General features: G+C 68.3%; 18 protein-coding genes. 14 read left to right on the top strand and 4 right to left on the bottom strand.

Annotated elements, in window-relative coordinates:
- The first annotated feature begins 5 nt into the window (after positions 1 to 5).
- From AUC47_RS13170 to AUC47_RS13130, 9 genes are all read left to right on the top strand, one after another.
- Positions 6 to 500: a tetratricopeptide repeat protein gene (locus AUC47_RS13170; protein WP_096715616.1), complete on the top strand. Its 495-nt coding sequence runs from the start codon at positions 6 to 8 to the stop codon at positions 498 to 500.
- Positions 501 to 581: 81 nt separating this feature from the next.
- A complete protein-coding gene (locus tag AUC47_RS13165; protein ID WP_096715615.1) occupies positions 582 to 1172 on the top strand; it encodes an ATP-dependent Clp protease proteolytic subunit in 591 nt (196 codons plus the stop codon).
- Between the two features lie 19 nt (positions 1173 to 1191).
- Positions 1192 to 1833, top strand: a complete 642-nt coding sequence (locus AUC47_RS13160) for an ATP-dependent Clp protease proteolytic subunit (protein WP_096715614.1) — start codon at positions 1192 to 1194, stop codon at positions 1831 to 1833.
- A gap of 153 nt (positions 1834 to 1986) precedes the next feature.
- Positions 1987 to 2922 carry a sugar-binding transcriptional regulator gene (locus AUC47_RS13155; RefSeq protein WP_096715613.1) on the top strand — a complete coding sequence of 312 codons (936 nt, stop codon included), beginning with the start codon at positions 1987 to 1989 and terminating at the stop codon, positions 2920 to 2922.
- The gene (gene deoC / locus AUC47_RS13150; protein WP_096715612.1) at positions 2919 to 3920 is read left to right on the top strand and encodes a deoxyribose-phosphate aldolase; all 1002 of its coding nucleotides are present in this window, start codon (positions 2919 to 2921) and stop codon (positions 3918 to 3920) included. Before AUC47_RS13155 ends, deoC begins: the two co-directional genes overlap by 4 nt.
- Before the next feature lie 9 nt (positions 3921 to 3929).
- Positions 3930 to 5372, top strand: a complete 1443-nt coding sequence (locus AUC47_RS13145; protein WP_096715611.1) for an aldehyde dehydrogenase family protein — start codon at positions 3930 to 3932, stop codon at positions 5370 to 5372.
- The gene (locus tag AUC47_RS13140; protein WP_096715610.1) at positions 5369 to 6220 is read left to right on the top strand and encodes an aldehyde dehydrogenase family protein; all 852 of its coding nucleotides are present in this window, start codon (positions 5369 to 5371) and stop codon (positions 6218 to 6220) included. The genes AUC47_RS13145 and AUC47_RS13140 overlap by 4 nt, the downstream gene beginning before the upstream one ends.
- 235 nt (positions 6221 to 6455) lie before the next feature.
- Positions 6456 to 7724, top strand: coding sequence for an ATP-dependent Clp protease ATP-binding subunit ClpX (gene clpX, locus AUC47_RS13135; RefSeq protein WP_096715609.1), 1269 nt, complete (start codon positions 6456 to 6458; stop codon positions 7722 to 7724).
- A gap of 2 nt (positions 7725 to 7726) precedes the next feature.
- On the top strand, positions 7727 to 8026 hold the full coding sequence (locus AUC47_RS13130) for a Type 1 glutamine amidotransferase-like domain-containing protein (RefSeq protein ID WP_256999577.1): 300 nt from the start codon (positions 7727 to 7729) through the stop codon (positions 8024 to 8026).
- 10 nt (positions 8027 to 8036) lie between these two features.
- On the opposite strand, the gene AUC47_RS13125 is transcribed toward AUC47_RS13130, so the two are convergent.
- Together AUC47_RS13125 and AUC47_RS13120 are read right to left on the bottom strand one after the other, a co-directional pair.
- The gene (locus AUC47_RS13125) at positions 8037 to 10085 is read right to left on the bottom strand and encodes a M3 family metallopeptidase (RefSeq protein ID WP_096715608.1); all 2049 of its coding nucleotides are present in this window, start codon (positions 10083 to 10085) and stop codon (positions 8037 to 8039) included.
- On the bottom strand, positions 10082 to 10984 hold the full coding sequence (locus AUC47_RS13120; RefSeq protein ID WP_096715607.1) for a LysR family transcriptional regulator: 903 nt from the start codon (positions 10982 to 10984) through the stop codon (positions 10082 to 10084). The genes AUC47_RS13125 and AUC47_RS13120 overlap by 4 nt, the downstream gene beginning before the upstream one ends.
- Positions 10985 to 11065: 81 nt before the next feature.
- On the opposite strand from AUC47_RS13120, the gene tdh reads away from it, so the two are divergent.
- The 4 genes from tdh (at position 11066) to AUC47_RS13100 (ending at position 14164) form a co-directional block, all read left to right on the top strand.
- Complete coding sequence (gene tdh, locus AUC47_RS13115) at positions 11066 to 12109, top strand: L-threonine 3-dehydrogenase (RefSeq protein ID WP_096715606.1); 1044 nt, start codon at positions 11066 to 11068, stop codon at positions 12107 to 12109.
- The gene (locus AUC47_RS13110; protein WP_096715605.1) at positions 12109 to 13287 is read left to right on the top strand and encodes a glycine C-acetyltransferase; all 1179 of its coding nucleotides are present in this window, start codon (positions 12109 to 12111) and stop codon (positions 13285 to 13287) included. The genes tdh and AUC47_RS13110 overlap by 1 nt, the downstream gene beginning before the upstream one ends.
- A gap of 65 nt (positions 13288 to 13352) precedes the next feature.
- Positions 13353 to 13949: an ArsR/SmtB family transcription factor gene (locus tag AUC47_RS13105; RefSeq protein ID WP_096715604.1), complete on the top strand. Its 597-nt coding sequence runs from the start codon at positions 13353 to 13355 to the stop codon at positions 13947 to 13949.
- Positions 13946 to 14164: a hypothetical protein gene (locus AUC47_RS13100; protein ID WP_096715603.1), complete on the top strand. Its 219-nt coding sequence runs from the start codon at positions 13946 to 13948 to the stop codon at positions 14162 to 14164. Before AUC47_RS13105 ends, AUC47_RS13100 begins: the two co-directional genes overlap by 4 nt.
- Positions 14165 to 14287: 123 nt before the next feature.
- Here AUC47_RS13100 and AUC47_RS13095 read toward each other — a convergent pair whose 3' ends face one another.
- Positions 14288 to 14503, bottom strand: a complete 216-nt coding sequence (locus AUC47_RS13095; RefSeq protein WP_096715759.1) for a hypothetical protein — start codon at positions 14501 to 14503, stop codon at positions 14288 to 14290.
- Positions 14503 to 17109 (bottom strand): valine--tRNA ligase, encoded by a 2607-nt coding sequence (gene valS, locus AUC47_RS13090; RefSeq protein ID WP_096715602.1) that lies wholly within the window; start codon positions 17107 to 17109, stop codon positions 14503 to 14505. The genes AUC47_RS13095 and valS overlap by 1 nt, the downstream gene beginning before the upstream one ends.
- Before the next feature lie 169 nt (positions 17110 to 17278).
- On the opposite strand from valS, the gene AUC47_RS13085 reads away from it, so the two are divergent.
- Positions 17279 to 18889: an ABC transporter substrate-binding protein gene (locus AUC47_RS13085; protein ID WP_096715601.1), complete on the top strand. Its 1611-nt coding sequence runs from the start codon at positions 17279 to 17281 to the stop codon at positions 18887 to 18889.
- Positions 18890 to 18920: the final 31 nt, after the last annotated feature.

Genomic DNA, 18920 nt, shown 5'->3' with positions numbered 1-18920 from the left:
AAGACATGAAGAGCTGGGATGAGCGGATCGACGACGTCTGGGCGGATGCGTCGGGCGAGGAGGTCGGCGACGACACCATCGCGCGGATCGACGCCCTCGCCGCCGAGCGGGGGAGCGATGATGCCCGAGCGGAGTTCGAGCGCGCCGGAGCGCGGGATTCCGCCGGTCGACCCGCGGAGGCGGTCGCCCTGTACCGCCGCGCCCTCGAGCTCGGGTTGGACGCGGAGCACCGCCCGCAGTGCGTGATCCAGCTCGCGAGCTCGCTGCGCAACCTCGGCGACTACGACCAGGCGCTCGAGGTCATCACGGCCGAGAGGGAACTGTTGGCCGACGGCCCGTACCGCGACGCGATCGCAACCGTGCACGCCCTCATCCTCGCCAGTGCCGGTAAGCCCGCGACCGGCCTGTCGGTGGCGCTGCTCGCGCTGGTCCCACACCTGCCGCGGTACCACCGGTCGATGACGGCCTACGCCCACGAGATCGCGGATCTCGACACCTGATATGCCGACGGCGAACACGGCCTGGGCGCCGTGTTGTCGCCGGTAGATTCGAATCACTGAAACACGGAATCAGGAGCTGACATGGCTGCAGAACCCCTCCTCGCGACGAGCGTCTTCGACAGGCTGTTGAAGGACCGCATCATCTGGCTGGGATCAGAGGTGCGTGACGAGAACGCCAACGAGATCTGCGCGAAGATCCTTCTTCTCGCCGCAGAGGACTCGGAAAAGGACATCTACCTCTACATCAACTCGCCCGGCGGCTCCATCACCGCGGGAATGGCGATCTACGACACGATGCAGTTCGTGCCGAACGACATCGTCACGGTCGGCATCGGAATGGCCGCATCGATGGGGCAGCTCCTGCTGACCGCCGGCACCAAGGGCAAGCGCTACATCACCCCGAACGCCCGCGTACTGCTGCACCAGCCGCACGGTGGCTTCGGCGGCACGTCGAGCGACATCCAGACCCAGGCCCAGCTCATCGTCTCGATGAAGAACCGCCTGGCCGAGATCACCGCCGCGCAGACCGGCAAGTCGGTCGAGCAGATCAACGAAGACGGTGACCGCGACCGCTGGTTCACCGCCGATGAGGCGCTCGAGTACGGCTTCGTCGACCACATCCGCGAGTCCGCCACCGACGTCGTCGGCGGCGGCGGCACGGACGCCAACTGAGAGAGCGAGAGGAATCTTCATGTACACACCCACCTTCCGCTCCGCCGGTGACCTGCCCTCCAGCCGTTACGTCCTCCCGCAGTTCGAGGAGCGCACGGCGTACGGCTTCAAGCGCCAGGACCCGTACAACAAGCTGTTCGAAGATCGCGTGATCTTCCTCGGCGTGCAGGTCGACGACGCGTCGGCCGACGACGTCATGGCGCAGCTGCTCGTGCTCGAGAGCCAGGACGCCGAGCGCGACATCACGATGTACATCAACTCGCCCGGTGGCTCGTTCACCGCCATGACCGCCATCTACGACACGATGCAGTACGTCGCGCCGCAGATCCAGACGGTCGTGCTCGGACAGGCTGCGTCCGCGGCATCCGTGCTGCTCGCGGCCGGAGCTCCCGGCAAGCGGCTCGCGCTGCCCAACGCCCGCGTGCTCATGCACCAGCCGGCGATGGGCGAGGCGGGTCACGGACAGGCCTCCGACATCGAGATCCAGGCGGCGGAGATCCTCCGCATGCGCACCTGGCTCGAGGAGACCATGGCCCGCCACACGGGCAAGCCGGTCGAGCAGGTGAACCGCGACATCGACCGTGACAAGATCCTGTCGGCCGCCGAGGCTCACGAGTACGGCATCGTCGACCAGGTGCTCAGCTCGCGCAAGCGCGCCTGACCTCGGTCATCAACGAGAGGACGTCGGCCTTCGGGCCGGCGTCCTCTTCTCATCCCGGCGGATGCGCGGAGCGATCCCGCGGTACTGCTCATATGAGCAGAGAGATGCGCGAACGGTGATACCGACGTACCCTGGAAGGGAGAGGAGGATGCCGTGGAAGACGAACTGACGATGGTTCGCGTCGCCGAGCTGTACTACGACGAGGACAAGACGCAGGACGAGATCGGCGCCCTCCTCAAGATCTCGCGGTGGAAGGTCGGACGCCTGCTCACGCAGGCGCGCGAGCGCGGCATCGTGCGCATCGAGATCATCCACCCGCGCGCCCGTCGGCTCGGACTCGAGCGGCAGCTCGTCGAGCAGTACGGGCTCTCGGCGGGCGTCGTCGTCCCGGCGCCCGACGGCGATGACGGCACCCTGGAGCGCGTGGCGCAGGCCGCCGCCGACTACCTCAGCGCCATGCGGCCCGTTCCCCGCACGCTCGGCGTGAGCTGGGGGCGCACACTCCGCGCCGTTGCCGAGGCCCTGCCCGACGGCTGGGCGACCGGTGTCACGGTCGTGCAGCTCAACGGGGGAGTGAGCCTCAATCGGCGTTCCGGCGGTGCCGCCGGACTCGCGGTCACGATCGCGCAGCGCGCCTCGGGGCACGTGTCGCTGCTCCCGAGCCCGGCGATCCTCGAGCGCGTCGAGACCAAGCAGGCCATCGAGGCCGACCGCACTGTCGCCACCGTGCTCGAGGAGGCCGGTCACGCTCAGGCGTTCCTGTTCACCGCCGGCCCGTGCGACGCCAGCTCCGCCCACGTCGAGAACGGCTACCTGACGGCGTCCGAGGTCGAGGAACTCGCTCGTCGCGGCGCCGTCGGCGACCTGCTCGGGCGCTACATCGACGCCGACGGCAACATCGTCGATCCGCAGCTCGACTCGCGCACGGTCGGCGTCGACCTCGCTCGGCTGCGCGAGGCTGAGCGAGCCATCTTCGTCACCGCGGGCGAGGCGAAGCACGACATCGCACGGACGGTCGTGTCGAACGGCCTGTGCAGCGTCCTGGTGACCGACGAGACCACAGCACGAGCATTGTTGGAGGAACGATGACGACCCAAGAACTCAGCCGCAGATCGGCGGTGGACGTGCTCGGCGGAGAACCCGACGACGCCACCCTCCGCCGCTTCCTGCACGGACTCCCCGGCGTCGATGCGGTCGGGCTCGAACAGCGGGCAGCCGGGCTTGGAACGCGGTCGATCAAGACGACCTCGAAGGCGTGGGCGCTCGACACGATCATCAGGCTGATCGACCTCACCACCCTCGAGGGCGCGGACACGCCCGGCAAGGTGCGGTCGCTGGTCGCGAAGGCCAAGAACCCGGATGCCGCGGACCAGACCACCCCGAAGGTCGCCGCCGTGTGCGTGTACGGCGATATGGTGCCTGATGCCGTCGAGGCCCTGGGATCGATGCACGGTGACCCCGATGACGGCCTCATCTCCGTCGCCGCCGTCGCCACCGCCTTCCCGAGCGGACGTTCGTCGCTCGCCATCAAGCTGGCCGACACCGCCGAGGCCGTGGCCGCCGGCGCCGACGAGATCGACATGGTCATCGACCGCGGCGCATTCCTGGCCGGCCGCTACGGACTCGTCTTCGACCAGATCGCCCAGGTCAAAGAGGCCTGCCGCCGCGCGGACGGCTCCTACGCGTCGCTCAAGGTGATCCTGGAGACGGGCGAACTGAACACCTACGACAACATCAAGCGGGCGTCGTGGCTCGGCATCCTGGCCGGAGGCGACTTCATCAAGACGTCGACCGGCAAGGTTCAGCCCGCCGCCACTCTGCCGACGACGCTGCTCATGCTCGAGACCGTGCGCGACTGGTATCGCGGCACAGGGCAGCGCATCGGCGTGAAGCCGGCCGGCGGCATCCGCGCCTCGAAGGACGCGGTGAAGTACCTCGTCACCGTCGCCGAGACCGTGGGGGAGGAGTGGCTTCAGCCGCACCTCTTCCGCTTCGGAGCCTCGAGCCTGCTCAACGACGTGCTGCTGCAGCGGCAGAAGCTCACCACCGGCCACTACTCCGGCCCCGACTACGTCACGATCGACTGAGGACGAGATATGTCATTCCTGGAATACGCTCCGGCACCGGAGTCGAAGGCCGTGCTGAACCTCAAGGACAGCTACGGTCTGTTCATCGACGGCGACTTCGTCGACGGGTCCGGATCGAGCTTCACCACGATCTCGCCCGCCGACGAGTCGCGCATCGCCGAGATCGCGTCGGCGACCGACGAGGACATCGACCGCGCCGTCGCCGCCGCGCGCCGCGCCTACGACAGGACGTGGTCGCGCATGAGCGGACGCGACCGCGGCAAGTACCTCTTCCGCATCGCCCGCCTCGTGCAGGAGCGAGCTCGCGAGCTCGCCGTCGCGGAGAGCCTCGACAACGGCAAGCCGATCAAGGAGAGCCGCGACGTCGACGTGCCGCTCGTCGCCTCCTGGTTCTTCTACTACGCCGGCTGGGCCGACAAGCTCGACTACGCGGGACTCGGCGCGAACCCCCGCGCGCTCGGGGTGGCCGGCCAGGTCATCCCGTGGAACTTCCCGCTGCTCATGCTCGCGTGGAAGCTCGCGCCCGCCCTCGCGGCAGGAAACACCGTCGTGCTGAAGCCGGCCGAGACGACGCCGCTCACGGCGCTGATCTTCGCCGAGATCCTGCAGCAGGCCGACCTCCCGGCCGGTGTCGTGAACATCGTCACCGGCGCCGGAGCCACGGGTGCTGCACTCGTACGCCACCCCGATGTCGACAAGGTCGCGTTCACCGGCTCGACGGGCGTGGGCCGCGACATCGCCCGGGCTGTCGCCGGTACGAACAAGAAGCTGACGCTGGAACTCGGCGGGAAGGCCGCGAACATCGTGTTCGACGACGCCCCCATCGACCAGGCGGTCGAGGGCATCGTCAACGGCATCTTCTTCAATCAGGGGCATGTGTGCTGCGCCGGCAGTCGACTGCTCGTGCAGGAATCGATCCATGACGAGGTCATCGACCGCCTGAAGAACCGCCTGTCGACGCTGCGTCTCGGCGACCCGCTCGACAAGAACACCGATATCGGCGCCGTCAACTCCGCCGCGCAGCTCGCCCGCATCCGCGAGCTCAGCGACATCGGAGAGGCGGAGGGCGCGGAGCGCTGGACCGCGGACTGCGCCATCCCGGAGAAGGGGTTCTGGTTCGCCCCGACGATCTTCACCGGAGTCGAGGCCTCGCACCGGATCGCGCGCGACGAGGTCTTCGGGCCGGTGCTCTCGGTGCTCACGTTCCGCACTCCGGCCGAGGCGATCGCCAAGGCGAACAACACCCCGTACGGTCTGTCGGCGGGGATCTGGTCGGACAAGGGATCGCGCATCCTCGCGGTCGCCGATCGGCTGCGCGCCGGCGTCGTGTGGGCCAACACGTTCAACCGATTCGACCCGTCGAGCCCGTTCGGCGGTTACAAGGAGTCCGGCTACGGTCGCGAAGGCGGACGCCAGGGTCTCACCGCGTACCTGAAGGGGGCCGCAGCATGAGCAAGCGACTCAGTGTTCCGAAGACGTACAAGCTCGCCATCGGCGGTGCCTTTCCTCGCAGCGAGTCCGGCCGCACGTATGAGGTGCTCTCGGCGAAGGGCGCGTTCCTCGCGAACGCCGCGAAGGGCTCCCGCAAGGATGCCAGGGACGCTGTCGTCGCCGCGCGCGCCGCCGTGAAGAGCTGGTCGGGCGCGACCGCGTACAACCGCGGCCAGGTGCTCTACCGCGTCGCCGAGGTGCTCGAAGGCCGCCGCGCGCAGTTCATCGACGAGATCTCGGCCCAGGAGGGCGTGTCGTCGTCGGCGGCGTCCGCACAGGTCGACGAGGCGATCGACCTGTGGGTCTGGTATGCGGGCTGGTGCGACAAATACGCGCAGGTCGCGGGCAACGCGAACCCGGTGTCCGGTCCCTACTTCAACATCTCGGTGCCCGAGCCCACGGGCGTCGTCGCGATCGTCGCGCCGCAGGACTCCGCCCTGCTCGGGCTCGTGTCGGTCGTCGCCCCGGCGCTCGTCGCGGGGAACGCGGTCGTCGTGGTCGCCAGCGAGCGGCATCCGCTCTCCGCGATCAGCCTCGCAGAGGTCCTCGCGACCAGCGATGTGCCGGGGGGAGTGGTGAACGTGCTCACAGGCTCGCCCGCCGAGATCGTGCCGTGGCTCGCCTCGCACCAGGACGTGAACGCGCTCGATCTCGCCGGTGCCGGCGACCTCGACTGGGTCGACATGCAGATCGCCGCCGCCGAGACGCTGAAGCGCGTTCTGGCGCCCGGTGCCGTCACCGCCTCGCCCGAGCGGATCGCCGCGTTCACCGAGGTGAAGACGGTCTGGCACACGAAGAGCATGGTCTGACGCCCGCTCGCGAGCCGACGCCCCTGTCTGCTGCCGAAGCCCCTGCTCATTCACGCGAATGAGCAGAGGCTCCGGCGATCAGCAGGGGCGTCGAGTGACGGATGCCGCGTCCGCCCTGCGCCGACGGAGCGGCGTCCGAACTCGCGGAGCCCCGGGCACGCGCCAATGCGTCCCTGTGTCGGATGCTCCGGTTAGGCTCAGTAGACGATCTCTGGATCCCTCGAGGAGGACGCGCATGGCCCGTATCGGTGAAAGCGCTGACCTGTTCAAGTGCTCGTTCTGCGGAAAGAGCCAGAAGCAGGTGCAGCAGCTCATCGCTGGCCCCGGTGTGTACATCTGCGACGAATGCGTCGAGCTGTGCAACGAGATCATCGAGGAGCGCATGGCGGAGTCGTCCGCCGAGGGAACGGCCGACTTCGAGCTGCCCAAGCCCCGCGAGATCTTCTCGTTCCTCGAGGAGTACGTCGTCGGGCAGGAGCCCGCCAAGAAGGCGCTGGCCGTCGCGGTCTACAACCACTACAAGCGCATCCGCGCGCACGGCACCCTGCAGCCGGCCGAGCAGAAGGCCGAGAGCGTCGAGATCGCGAAGAGTAACATCCTGCTCATCGGCCCGACGGGCTGCGGCAAGACCTACCTGGCGCAGACCCTCGCCAAGCGACTGAACGTGCCCTTCGCGGTCGCGGACGCCACGGCCCTCACGGAGGCGGGCTACGTCGGTGAGGACGTCGAGAACATCCTCCTCAAGCTGATCCAGGCCGCCGACTACGACGTCAAGCGCGCCGAGCAGGGCATCATCTACATCGACGAGGTCGACAAGATCGCCCGCAAGGCCGAGAACCCGTCGATCACGCGCGACGTCTCGGGCGAGGGTGTGCAGCAGGCGCTCCTCAAGATCATCGAGGGAACGGTCGCGTCGGTCCCGCCGCAGGGTGGTCGCAAGCACCCGCACCAGGAGTTCCTGCAGATCGACACATCGAACGTCCTCTTCATCGTCGCGGGTGCCTTCGCCGGGCTCGAAGACATCGTGTCGGCCCGCGTCGGCAAGCACGGCATCGGCTTCGGCGCCCCCCTGCACGACAAGGGCAAAGACCTCGACCTGTTCAGCGAGGTGCTGCCCGAGGACTTGCACAAGTTCGGCCTGATCCCCGAGTTCATCGGACGACTGCCCGTCGTGACCAACGTGTCGCCCCTCGACCAGGACGCACTGATCGACATCCTTACCGGTCCGCGCAACGCTCTCGTCAAGCAGTATCAGCGGATGTTCGAGCTCGACGGCGTCGAGCTCGAGTTCGAGGACGACGCCCTCCGGTCGATCGCGGACCTCGCGGTCGAGCGCAAGACCGGCGCTCGCGGGCTGCGAGCCATCCTCGAGGACGTGCTCGGGCCGATCATGTTCGAGATCCCGTCGGCGGAAGACGTCGCCAAGGTCATCGTGACCCGGGCGGCCGTCGAAGAGGGCGCGCCGCCCACCATCGTCATGGAACGCAAGCGCAAGAGCGCCTGATCGTGCGGCCCGTCGGGACGGTCGTCGCGCTCGGCGGCGGCGGATTCTCGATGTCGGATGACGGTCGTTCCGCGATCGACGATCACATCCTCGAGCTCGCGGGCGTCGACCGCCCCCGGGTATGCTTCGTTCCCACCGCCAGCGGGGACTCTGCCGACTATCGTCGCCGATTCGAGGATGTGTTCCGCGACGGAGTGCTGACCGAGGCTGTGGCCGAGCGGGCGGGGGGCACGGCGTTCCGCGTCCACCGCGGGGAAGGCGCCGTGATCGAGGACCCGATCGAGGTGCGATCGCTGGGCTGACCCCGGCGACTCAGCTCTCGAGGCCGCGCCGCTTAAGGAGCGGGGCGATCTCGGCATCCCTTCCGCGGAAGTCGCGGTAGGCCGCGAGCGGATCCTTCGACCCGCCGACGCCGAGCAGGCGCGCGCGGAAGCGGTCGCCGTTCGCGCGGGTCAGGCCGCCGTTCTCGCGGAACCAGTCGACCGTGTCCGCGTCGAGCACCTCGCTCCAGATGTACGAGTAGTACCCCGCGCTGTAGCCGCCGGAGAAGACGTGCGCGAAGTACGCCGATGAGTACCGGGTGGGAACGGCCGGGTCGTCGAGTCCGATGTCGGCGAGCGCGGATGCCTCGAACGCGGCGGCGTCCGTGACCTCATCATCCGGACCCTGACGGTGCCAGGCCTGGTCGAGCCACGCGGCGGCGAGGTACTCGCTCGTGGCGTGCCCCTGATCGAACGTCTCGGCCGAGCGCAGACGCTCGACGACCGCGGCATCCAGGGGTTCTCCCGTGAGATGATGACGGGCGTAGTTACCGAGCACCTCCGGCCACAGGATCCACATCTCGTTCACCTGGCTGGGGAACTCCACGAAGTCGCGGAACACGTTGGTTCCGGCGAAATGCGGGTAGGTGACGACCGCGAACAGGCCGTGCAGCGCGTGACCGAACTCGTGGAAGAGCGTGGTGACCTCGTCGAGCGTGAGCAGCGTCGGCTCGCCGTCCGCAGGCTTCGGCACGTTGAGATTGTTGACGACGACCGGCCGCGTCCCGCGGAGTCGCGACTGGCTCACGATCGGGTTCATCCACGCACCGCCCCGCTTCGAGTCGCGCGTGTACAGGTCGAGTACGTAGAGCCCGAGCTCGGAGCCGTCGTCATTGCGCACCTCGAACACGCGGGCGCCCGCGTGGTACGCCACCAGGTCGGGGCGTTCCGCGAAGGTCACGCCGTAAAGCTGCGTCGCGGCGAAGAAGACGCCGTCGTGCAGCACTCGCTCCGCCTCGAACCAGGGCCGCAGCGCTGCCGTGTCGATGTCGTAGCGTGCCGACCGCACCTTCTCGGTGTAGAACGCCCAGTCATGGGCCTCGACGGGGAAGGGCTCCGGTTCGAGCTCGTCGACGATCTCCTGCAGCGCGGCGCGTTCGGTGGACGCGTTGCGGGCCGACGGTGCGGCGAGCTCGCGCAGCATCCGCTCGACGGCCTCCGGTGTGCCGGCGGTCTCGTCTGCCGTGACGTAGGCCGCGTGCGATGCGTAGCCGAGCAGCGCCGCCCTCTCCGCGCGCAGCCGGGCGATCTCGATGAGCACGGGGCGGTTGTCATTCCCGTTGCCCCGCGACGCCCTGCTGCGCGAAGCCTCCATGATGCGGCGACGCGACTCGCGGTTCTGCAGCTGCGCAAGATACGGGTGGCCCGTGAAGAGCGGGAGCGAGACGAGGTACCCGTCGACTCCGCGCTCCTCGGCGGAGCGCGCGGCGGCCGAGAGCTCACCCGCACCCAGTCCTGCGAGCTCGTCGGCGGTCTCGAACAGCACTGCCAAGTCGTTGGTGTCGTTCAGCAGGTTGCGCTCGAAGGTGTTGCTGAGCGTTGAGAGCTGCTGGTTCAGAAGGGTCAGTCGTGCCTTCGCCTCGTCGTCGAGCGCCGCACCGGCATGGGTCATCTCGCGGTGGTGGCGTTCCACGAGGTACCGCTGCTCCTCGTCGAGATCGAGCTCGTCGAGCTGCGAGTGGACCTGCTGCACGCGCCAGTACAGGGCGCCGTCGAGCGTCACCGCGTCATGGTGCGCGGCCATCAGCGGGGCCAGCTGCTCGTCGACCGCCTGGATCTCGGGCGTCGCGTCGGCCGAGCTCACGGTGTAGAACGCGTGCGAGACGCGGTCGAGCAGTTCGCCTGAGCGTTCCAGCGCCTCGACCGTGTTCTCGAACGTCGGCATCGACCGCACCATCGTGATGCGAGAGATTTCGCGGCGGTGCTCGTCGAACGCCGCTCGGAAGGCGGGCAGATAGTGCTCGGCGCGGATGCGGGCGTAGTCCGGTAGTCCGTAGGGGAGTGTCGACGGCTGCAGCAACGGATTCGTGGCGTCGGTCATCCTCTGAGCCTAGCCATCGCGCGCTCGAGGGCCTCGACCACGAGGCGCACCGAGCGGCGACGCAGATTCTCGGGGCGGGCGAGCAGGTCGATGAGACGATGCGTCGACACTCCGCGCAGCGGCAGGCGGACGATCCCAGGGGTGTCTCCTGTGCGCGAGGTGTAGCGAGGCAGCATCCCGATGACACCCCCTGCGGCGATGACCGCGGCCACGGCGCCGTAGTCGTTAATGCGATGCCGGATCTCGACGGGGCGGCCGGCCACTGCCGCCACCGCCCCGAGGACGTCGTCGGGGGAGTAGCCAGCCCGACTGGTCACCCACGGTCCGTCGACCACGTCGAGGGGTGTCACGCGCGTGCGCTGCGCGAGCGGGTGCGCTGCCGCGACTGCGACGTCGAGAGGTTCCTTCACGAGCGTCATGCTGCGCATGCCCTGCGTCGGCCAGGGGGTGGAGTGCTCCATCCGATGTGCCAGCACCAGGTCGTAGCGAGCCGTCAGCGCGGGGAACTCGCTCTGCGCGACGTCTTCGTCGGTCAGCTCGACGGTCGGCGCGTCATCTCCGAGTTCCCGGATCAGCTCGCCGAAGAGCGCCTGACCGACGCTGTGGAATCCGCTCACCGTGACCACCCCCGTGTGATCGCTCTCGAATGCGTCGACGGCGTTGCGGGCGGAGGCGATCGCGTCGATCGCCTCGACTCCGGCGGCGGCGAGCACCTCTCCCGCCGGCGTGAGGATGAGGCGGCGTCCGTCCTTGCGCGTGAGCGGGGTGCGGAAGCCGCGCTGCAGGGCGGCCAGATGCTGCGACACCGCGGAGGGGGTCACCGACAGCGCGTCGGCGACGGCGGCGACGCTGCCGAGGGCGCCGAGCTCACGAAGGATCTGCAGCTGGTGGATCTCCACACGAAAAGTTTAGTGAAAGCTACACCGACCCTGCAGATCAAACGCCTTGCTCTAAACGGTAGCGTGCGGTGTGATCGACACATGAGAGCTCTGTTCAAGGGGGAACGTGCCGCGGGCCTGGAACTCGTCGAGCGACCGGATCCCGTCGCCGCGTCCGATGAGGTCGTCATCCGGGTGCTACGAACGGGCATCTGCGGCACCGACCTGCATATCCGCCGCTGGGACGACTGGGCCGCCTCGGCGATCGACGCCCCGCTGATCCCCGGTCACGAATTCTACGGAGAGGTCGTCGAGGTCGGACCGCTCGTGCACGACATCTCCGTCGGCGACCGCGTCTCGGGCGAGGGACACATCGTCTGCGGTACGTGTCGCAACTGTCGCGCCGGTCGGCGGCAGATGTGCATCCGCACGGTCGGCCTCGGACTGCAGCGTGACGGAGCGTTCGCCGAGTACCTGGCGCTCCCCGCGACGAACGTCTGGGTGCACCACGCCGACGTCACCCCCGAACTCGGCGCGATCTTCGACCCTCTCGGCAACGCGGTGCACACGGCCCTGACCTATCCGCTCGTGGGCGAGGACGTTCTCGTGACGGGATGCGGTCCGATCGGCCTCATGGCGATCGCGGTCGCCCGACACGCCGGAGCGCGGTTCATCACCGCCACGGACGTGAGTGCGCCACGGCTCGAGATGGCGACGCTCATGGGCGCGGACGAGGTCGTCGATGTCTCGCAGCGCGACATCCGCGACGCACAGCACACCCTCGGCATGCGCGAGGGGTTCGACATCGGCTTCGAGATGAGCGGGGCGCCCGCGGCTCTCCCCGCCATGATCGACAACATGAACCACGGCGGCCGCATCGCCATGCTGGGCCTGCCCAGCGACGGGTTCGGCATCGACTGGGGCAAGCTCGTCACCCACATGCTCACGATCAAGGGCATCTACGGCCGCGAGATGTTCGAGACGTGGAACGCCATGGGCGCGATGCTCCAGACGAGCGCCACGCTGCGCGAATCGATCGGTCGCGTCATCGCAGACGTGCTGCCGGCCAGAGACTGGGAGCGCGGTTTCGCGGCGGCGGAGTCCGCCGGCACGGGCAAGATCATCCTCGACTGGACGGAGCTGTGATGTACGGAACCTTTGAGAAGCACGTGGCGGCGGAGCTCGCAGGGATCGACGAAGCAGGCCTCACCAAGCGTGAGCGCGGCATCCGGGGTCCGCAACGCGCCGAGATCACGGCGGACGGCGAGGAAGTGCTCAACTTCTGCGCCAACAACTACCTCGGGCTCGCCGACGACCAGCGGATCCTGGATGCCGCGAAGTCGGCGCTCGACGAATGGGGCTACGGCCTCGCGAGCGTGCGCTTCATCTGCGGGACCCAGGAGCAGCACCTCGAGCTCGAGCGCCGCCTGGCGGGCTTCCTCGGCACGGACGACGCCATCCTCTACTCCTCCTGCTTCGACGCGAACGGCGGGGTCTTCGAGACGCTGTTCTCCGCCGAGGACGCGATCATCTCGGACGAGTTGAACCACGCGTCGATCATCGACGGCATCCGGCTGTCGAAGGCCCGCCGTCTGCGCTATCGCAACCGCGACATCGCTGACCTCGAGGCACAGCTGCAGGCGGCATCCGATGCTCGCTTCCGTGTCGTCGTCACGGACGGCGTGTTCTCGATGGACGGATACATCGCACCGCTCGCAGAGATCTGCGACCTCGCAGAGCGCTACGACGCCCTCGTCTTCGTCGACGACTCGCACGCCGTCGGATTCGTGGGAGAGAACGGTCGGGGCACGCCCGAGCTGTGCGGTGTCGCGGACCGGGTCGACATCTACACCGGGACCTTCGGCAAAGCGCTCGGCGGAGCATCCGGAGGCTATGTCGCCTCGCACGCCGACATCGTCGCGCTGCTGCGCCAGCGCTCTCGTCCGTACCTGTTCTCGAACACGCTCGCGCCGTCGATCGTGGCCGGTACGCTCACGGCTCTCGACCTCGTGGAGGGATCGGCCGATCTCCGAGCCCGGCTGCGAGAGAACGCGGCGCTGTTCCGCGAACGTATGACGGCGGAGGGATTCGACCTCCTGCCGGGGGAGCACCCCATCGTCCCGGTGATGTTCGGGGACGCCGCCCTCACCGCGCGCATCGCGGCCGAGATGCAGCGACAGGGCGTGTACGTGACGGCGTTCAGCTTCCCGGTCGTTCCTCGGGGCCTCGCGCGGATCCGTGTGCAGCTTTCGGCCGCGCACACCGCAGAGCAGGTCGAGCGGTGCGTTTCGGCGTTCATCGCTGCGCGCGCTGTCGTGAGCTGAGCCCGCAAGGAACATCTGCAAAGGAAAGTTTGCAAAGAGAGTTTTGCAAGCGTATCTTTGCATGCATGACGAATCAGCGAGAGTCCCGCAGCCTGGATGCCGGCGCGCTCAAGGCGCTCGCGCATCCGCTGCGGGTGCGGATCTTCGACCTGCTGAGCGAGCGCGGTCCGCAGACCGCCAGCACTCTCGCTGCGCTCGTGGGCGAGACCTCGGGCTCCATGAGCTACCACCTGCGAGCGCTTGCCGCTCACGACCTGATCCGTGAGGTCGAGGGGCGGGGGACTGCGAGAGAACGGTGGTGGGAGCGCCCGAAGGGACGGATCGATCTGCCGGGACCCGACGACACGATGACGCCGTCGGACAGGGCGTCCGCGCAGATCGTCACGTCGGAGTTCTTCCGACTCCGTCACGAGACGCTCATGGCCTACCTCAACCGCTCCGAGGCCGGTATCCCCGAGGAGTGGCGCGATGCCGGCATCGTCATGACGACCTACCTCGATCTCACGGCCGAACAGATGGCAGAGCTCAAAGCCGAGCTGACAGCGGTGGTCGACCGGGTCGTCGACCGATATCAGGGCCAGACCGGGCCAGACGTGCGCCGTGTGACCCTCCGCACGGAGCTCTTCGACCTGCCCACCGCGACGCGAACGGAGGAATCATGACCAGCGCAGCCCTGCACCTCGCGGCACCGACTCTCGTCGAACGGCGCATTCTCGGTGTCGCGCACCGGCTCACCGCGTTCGTCGAACACCGCATCGCGGCGCGTGCCGGGCGCCGGGAGATCGCACTCGACCTCCTGCGTGAGCAGCAGGCCCGACGACACGACCCGCGGGCCGTCGAGCATCTGCTCGCGCAGATGGGCGTACCCGGAAGGTGAGTCGAGCGGAGAGAGGCGCGTTTCGTCTCGCTTCGCTCGCTCAACGACCCGTCGGGGCGAGGCGCGTTTCGTCTCGCTTCGCTCGCTCAACGACCCCTGGGGGTGCGGTGGCTCGGGCTCGAATCAGTCCTCGAACGGGCGGGCGACGATCTCGCCGGATGCCGTCTGCATGACCTCCCAGCCGGCGTCGAGCTCGGCGATCGCTCGGCCTTCGAGCCAGGTGAGCGTCCAGTGGCCGGCCAGGCCGCGGGCCTCCACCTCGGCGATCGCCGGGCGGAGCGCCGAGGGAACCGATGCCGGCGGCTCCGCACCGGTCGACCACCGGGTGCCCAGCTGCATCATGCCTCCTCGGTCGGCGCGAGCTCGATCGTCACGGCGAACTCCGCCGCCTCGGTGAACTCGAGTTCCGCGATGCGTCCGACCGCGCGCAGGTCGTCGGCTGCGGCGCGCAGTGCCTCGAGCTTTGCCGCGGGTGCCGCGATCTCGGCCCGCGAGACCGGTGTCTTCTGCGACGCCTTCGCCTCGGTCTTGGCACGACGGATGCCGATCAGGGCTTCGCTGGCCGCGGACAGCACCGCGGTGTCGCCTTCGATGCGCAGCGACTCCGGCCACGAGGCCGTATGCACGGAGCCCTCCTCGAACCAGGACCACACCTCCTCGGTCGCGAAGGAGATGACCGGTGCCAGCAGGCGCAGCAGCGTCGAGAGGGCGAGGCGTAGCGCGAGCGCGGCCGAAGCCTGACCGACGTCGGCCTGGTTGTAGGCCCGTTCCTTGACGAGTTCGAGGTAGTCGTCGCAGAAGGTCCAGAAGAACGCCTCGGTGACCTCGAGTGCCTTGGCCTGGTCGTAGTTCTCGAACGCCTTCGTCGCCTCGACCACGACGGCGTCGAGCGCCGTCAGCATCGACGCATCCAGGGCGTGTGTCACCTGCGCGCCCTCCGGCACGGGGAAGGAGAGCACGAACTTCGCGGCGTTGAGGACCTTGATCGCCAGCCGGCGTCCGATCTTCACCTGGGTGGGGTTCTGCGGGTCGAACGCCGCATCCATGCCGAGGCGGCTGGACGCGGCCCAGTAGCGCACGGCATCCGATCCGTGCGCGTCGAGGATGTTGGCCGGAGTCACCACGTTGCCCTTGGACTTCGACATCTTCTTGCGGTCGGGGTCGACGATGAAGCCCGAGATGGCGGCATTGCGCCACGGCGAGCGGCCGTCTTCGAGGGTCGAGCGCAGCATGGTCGAGAACAGCCACGTGCGGATGATGTCCTGTCCCTGCGGGCGCAGGTCGAACGGAGCGGTGAGCTGCCACAGCTCCTCGTCGCGCTGCCATCCTCCTGCGAGCTGCGGCGTCAGGGACGACGTGGCCCACGTGTCGAGGATGTCGGCCTCGGCATCGAATCCGCCCGGCACGCCGCGCTGGTCCTCCGAGTAGCCGGCGGGCACATCGGTGGTGGGGTCGATCGGCAGCGCGGCGTGATCGGGTGTGAGCACACGGTCGTAGTCGCGCTCGCCGTTCTCGTCGAGGCCGTACCAGAGCGGGATCGGCACACCGAAGAAGCGCTGGCGCGACACGAGCCAGTCGCCCGTGAGGCCGCCGACCCAGTTCTCGTAGCGCACGCGCATGAAGTCGGGGTGCCACGACAGCTCCGTGCCGTGCGCGAGCAGCTCGTCGCGGAGTTCGCCGTCGCGGGCTCCGTTGCGGATGTACCACTGGCGCGTGGAGACGATCTCGAGCGGGCGGTCGCCCTTCTCGAAGAACTTCACCGCGTGGGAGAAGGGCTTGCCGACGGCCGTCATGTCGCCGGTCTCCTGCAGCTTCTCGACGATCGCCTTGCGAGCGGAGAACACGGTCTTGCCGGCGAGTTCGGCGGCGTACCAGTCGGCTGCCTCCGCGTTCGCCACGATCGACGGGGCGTTCGGGAGGAAGCGTCCGTCGAGGCCGATCGTCGTCATGTTGGGCAGGTCGCGACCGTCGGCGGTGCGCAGCTCACGCCACCAGATGATGTCGGTCACGTCGCCGAAGGTGCAGACCATCGCGGCGCCGGTGCCCTTGTCGGGCTGCGCGAGGTGGTGGCCGTGGATCTCGATCTCGGCGCCGAAGAACGGCGTCCGCACCTTCGTTCCGATGAGCTGCTTGTGCGGGCCCTCCGGGTGCGTCACGATCGCGATGCACGCGGGGAGCAGCTCGGGACGGGTGGTCTCGATCGTGATCGAGCCCGAGCCGTCGGCGAAGGGGAAGTCGATCGTGTGATACGCGGCCTGCTGGTCGCGGTCCTCGAGCTCGGCCTGTGCGATCGCCGAGCGGAAGTCGATGTCCCACAGCGTCGGCGCCAGCGACTGGTACGCCTCACCGCGCTCCAGGTTGCGAAGGAACGCGAGCTGGCTCTGACGGATCGTGTCGTCGGAGATCGTGCGGTAGGTCTGGGTCCAGTCGACCGAGAGGCCGAGCTGACGGAACAGCGCTTCGAACTGCTTCTCGTCCTCGACGGTCAGCCGCTCGCACAGCTCGATGAAGTTGCGCCGGCTGATCGGCACCTGGTCGGCGGCGCGGCTCGACTTGTTGTCACCGCCCTCGAACGGCGGAGTGAAGTCCGCGTCGTACGGGAGCGACGGGTCGCAGCGCACGCCGTAGTAGTTCTGCACGCGGCGCTCGGTGGGAAGGCCGTTGTCGTCCCAGCCCATCGGATAGAACACCGTCTTGCCGCGCATGCGCTCGAAGCGGGCCTTCACGTCGGTGTGCGTGTAGGAGAACACGTGGCCGATGTGGAGGCTGCCGGATGCGGTCGGCGGCGGAGTGTCGATCGAGTAGACGCCCTCGCGGCCGGACTGGGCGGCGCGGATGCGGTCGAACAGGTACGTGCCCTGCTCGGACCACGCTTCGCCCCACTTCGCTTCGAGACCTTCGAGTACGGGCTTGTCAGGGATCTGAGAGGGTGCGGACTCGGACATGGAGGTCTCCTCGAGCGATGTATGCGGCACTGTGTGAGCGTGCCTGAGTGTGGGTTGTGGCTCCAGTGTACCGACCGTGGTCGTGCGGGAGAGCGGCGCACACATCGACCGGGTCCAAGAATCGGCAATACACTGGATTCATCCCGACCCGTTCTTCCGAGGAATTGCCATGCCCGCACACCCCGCACGTCGCGTTCTTCCCCTCGTCGCCCTCAGCACGGTCGCCGCGCTGGCGCTGAGCGCCTGCTCCGCAAGCTCGTCCGACTCCGAGGGGGCAGAGCTCGTGTGGTCGATCGAGGGCGCCAACCTCGCTGCGGGGCACATGGATCCCCAGGTGAGCCAGCTCGACGTCTCGGGGATGGTGCAGCGCGCGGTGCTGGACTCCCTCGTCTTCCAGGAGGCGGACGGATCGTTCACGCCCTGGCTCGCGACCGAGTGGGAGGTGTCGGACGACAGCACCGAGTACACCTTCACGCTCCGCGACGATGTGACCTTCACCGACGGCGAGCCGTTCGACGCCGAGGCGGTCAAGGCGAACTTCGACCGCATCGTCGACCCCGAGACCGAGTCCGCCCAGGCGGCGAGCATGCTCGGCGCGGACTTCTACGAGGGCACCGAGGTAATCGACGAGCACACCGTGAAGGTGTCGTTCACGCAGCCGTACGCCCCGTTCCTGCAGGCGGCCAGCACACCGCAGCTCGGGTTCTACTCGCCGGCCGCGCTCGAGGAGTCCGCCGGCCAGCTCAAGGCGGGTGGCCCCGGCATCACCGTGGGCACCGGTCCCTACGAGCTCACCGAGTACACGCCCGACCAGGAGATCGTGTACACCCGCAACGACGACTACGCGTGGGGGCCGCACGGCGAGAAGGCACCCGAGGTCGAGACGCTGCGCGTCGAGATCCAGCCCGAGGCGTCGGTGCGCACCGGAGTGGTGCAGAGCGGCGAGGCCGACATCGCGAGCAACATCCCGCCGAACCTCGCCGGAGACCTCGGCGACGGCATCACCGTCGACTCGGTCGAGTACCCCGGTCTGCCGTACTCGCTGTACCTCAACGAGAAGTACGGCGTCTTCGCCGATGAGAAGGTGCGTCAGGCCTTCGCGAAGGGCATCGACATCGACGCCGCGGTCGAGGAGATCTTCTTCGGTCAGTTTCCGCGGGCGTGGAGCATCCTCGGCCCGACCACGCCGGGCTACGACGCGGCGCTGGAGAACAGCTGGCCGTACGACGCCGATGCTGCGAACGCGCTGCTTGACGAGGCCGGGTGGACGGAGCGCGACGCCGACGGCATCCGCATGAAGAACGGACAGCCGCTCTCGGTGCGCTGGATCGCCTACACCCCCGTGCCCGATGATCGCGCCGCTCTCGCCAACGCGATCCAGTCCGACCTCAAGGCGATCGGCATCGATGTCGTGCGTGAGGTGCTGGAGCCCGGTGCCTACAACGAGCAGTACGGACCCAAGACGTTCGACCTGACCGACTGGGGCTTCTCGGGCGTCGACCCGGATCTGCTTCGCAACCACCTGCACACCGACGGGTTCCAGAACGCCTCGCAGGTGTCGGACCCGGAGGTGGACGGGCTGCTCGAGCAGGCCGTTGCCACCAGCGACCAGGGCCAGCGGGACACCCTGTACACGCAGCTGCAGGAGTGGAACGCGACCCACCAGGCGATCGTGCCGCTGTACGTCCCCTCCGCGATCACCGCGGTCGGCGAGCGAGTGAGTGGCCTGCAGTACGACCTGTACGGCCGCCCCCTGTTCTACGATGTGAGCGTCGACTGATCACCCCCGGTCGCCGAGCGAGCGGAGCGTG

This window comes from Microbacterium sp. SZ1 (assembly GCF_002362255.1).
In the GTDB taxonomy this organism is placed as follows: Bacteria; Actinomycetota; Actinomycetes; order Actinomycetales; family Microbacteriaceae; genus Microbacterium.
Note: the sequence above shows the minus strand (reverse complement) of the source record. Positions and strands in the feature narration are given on the sequence as shown.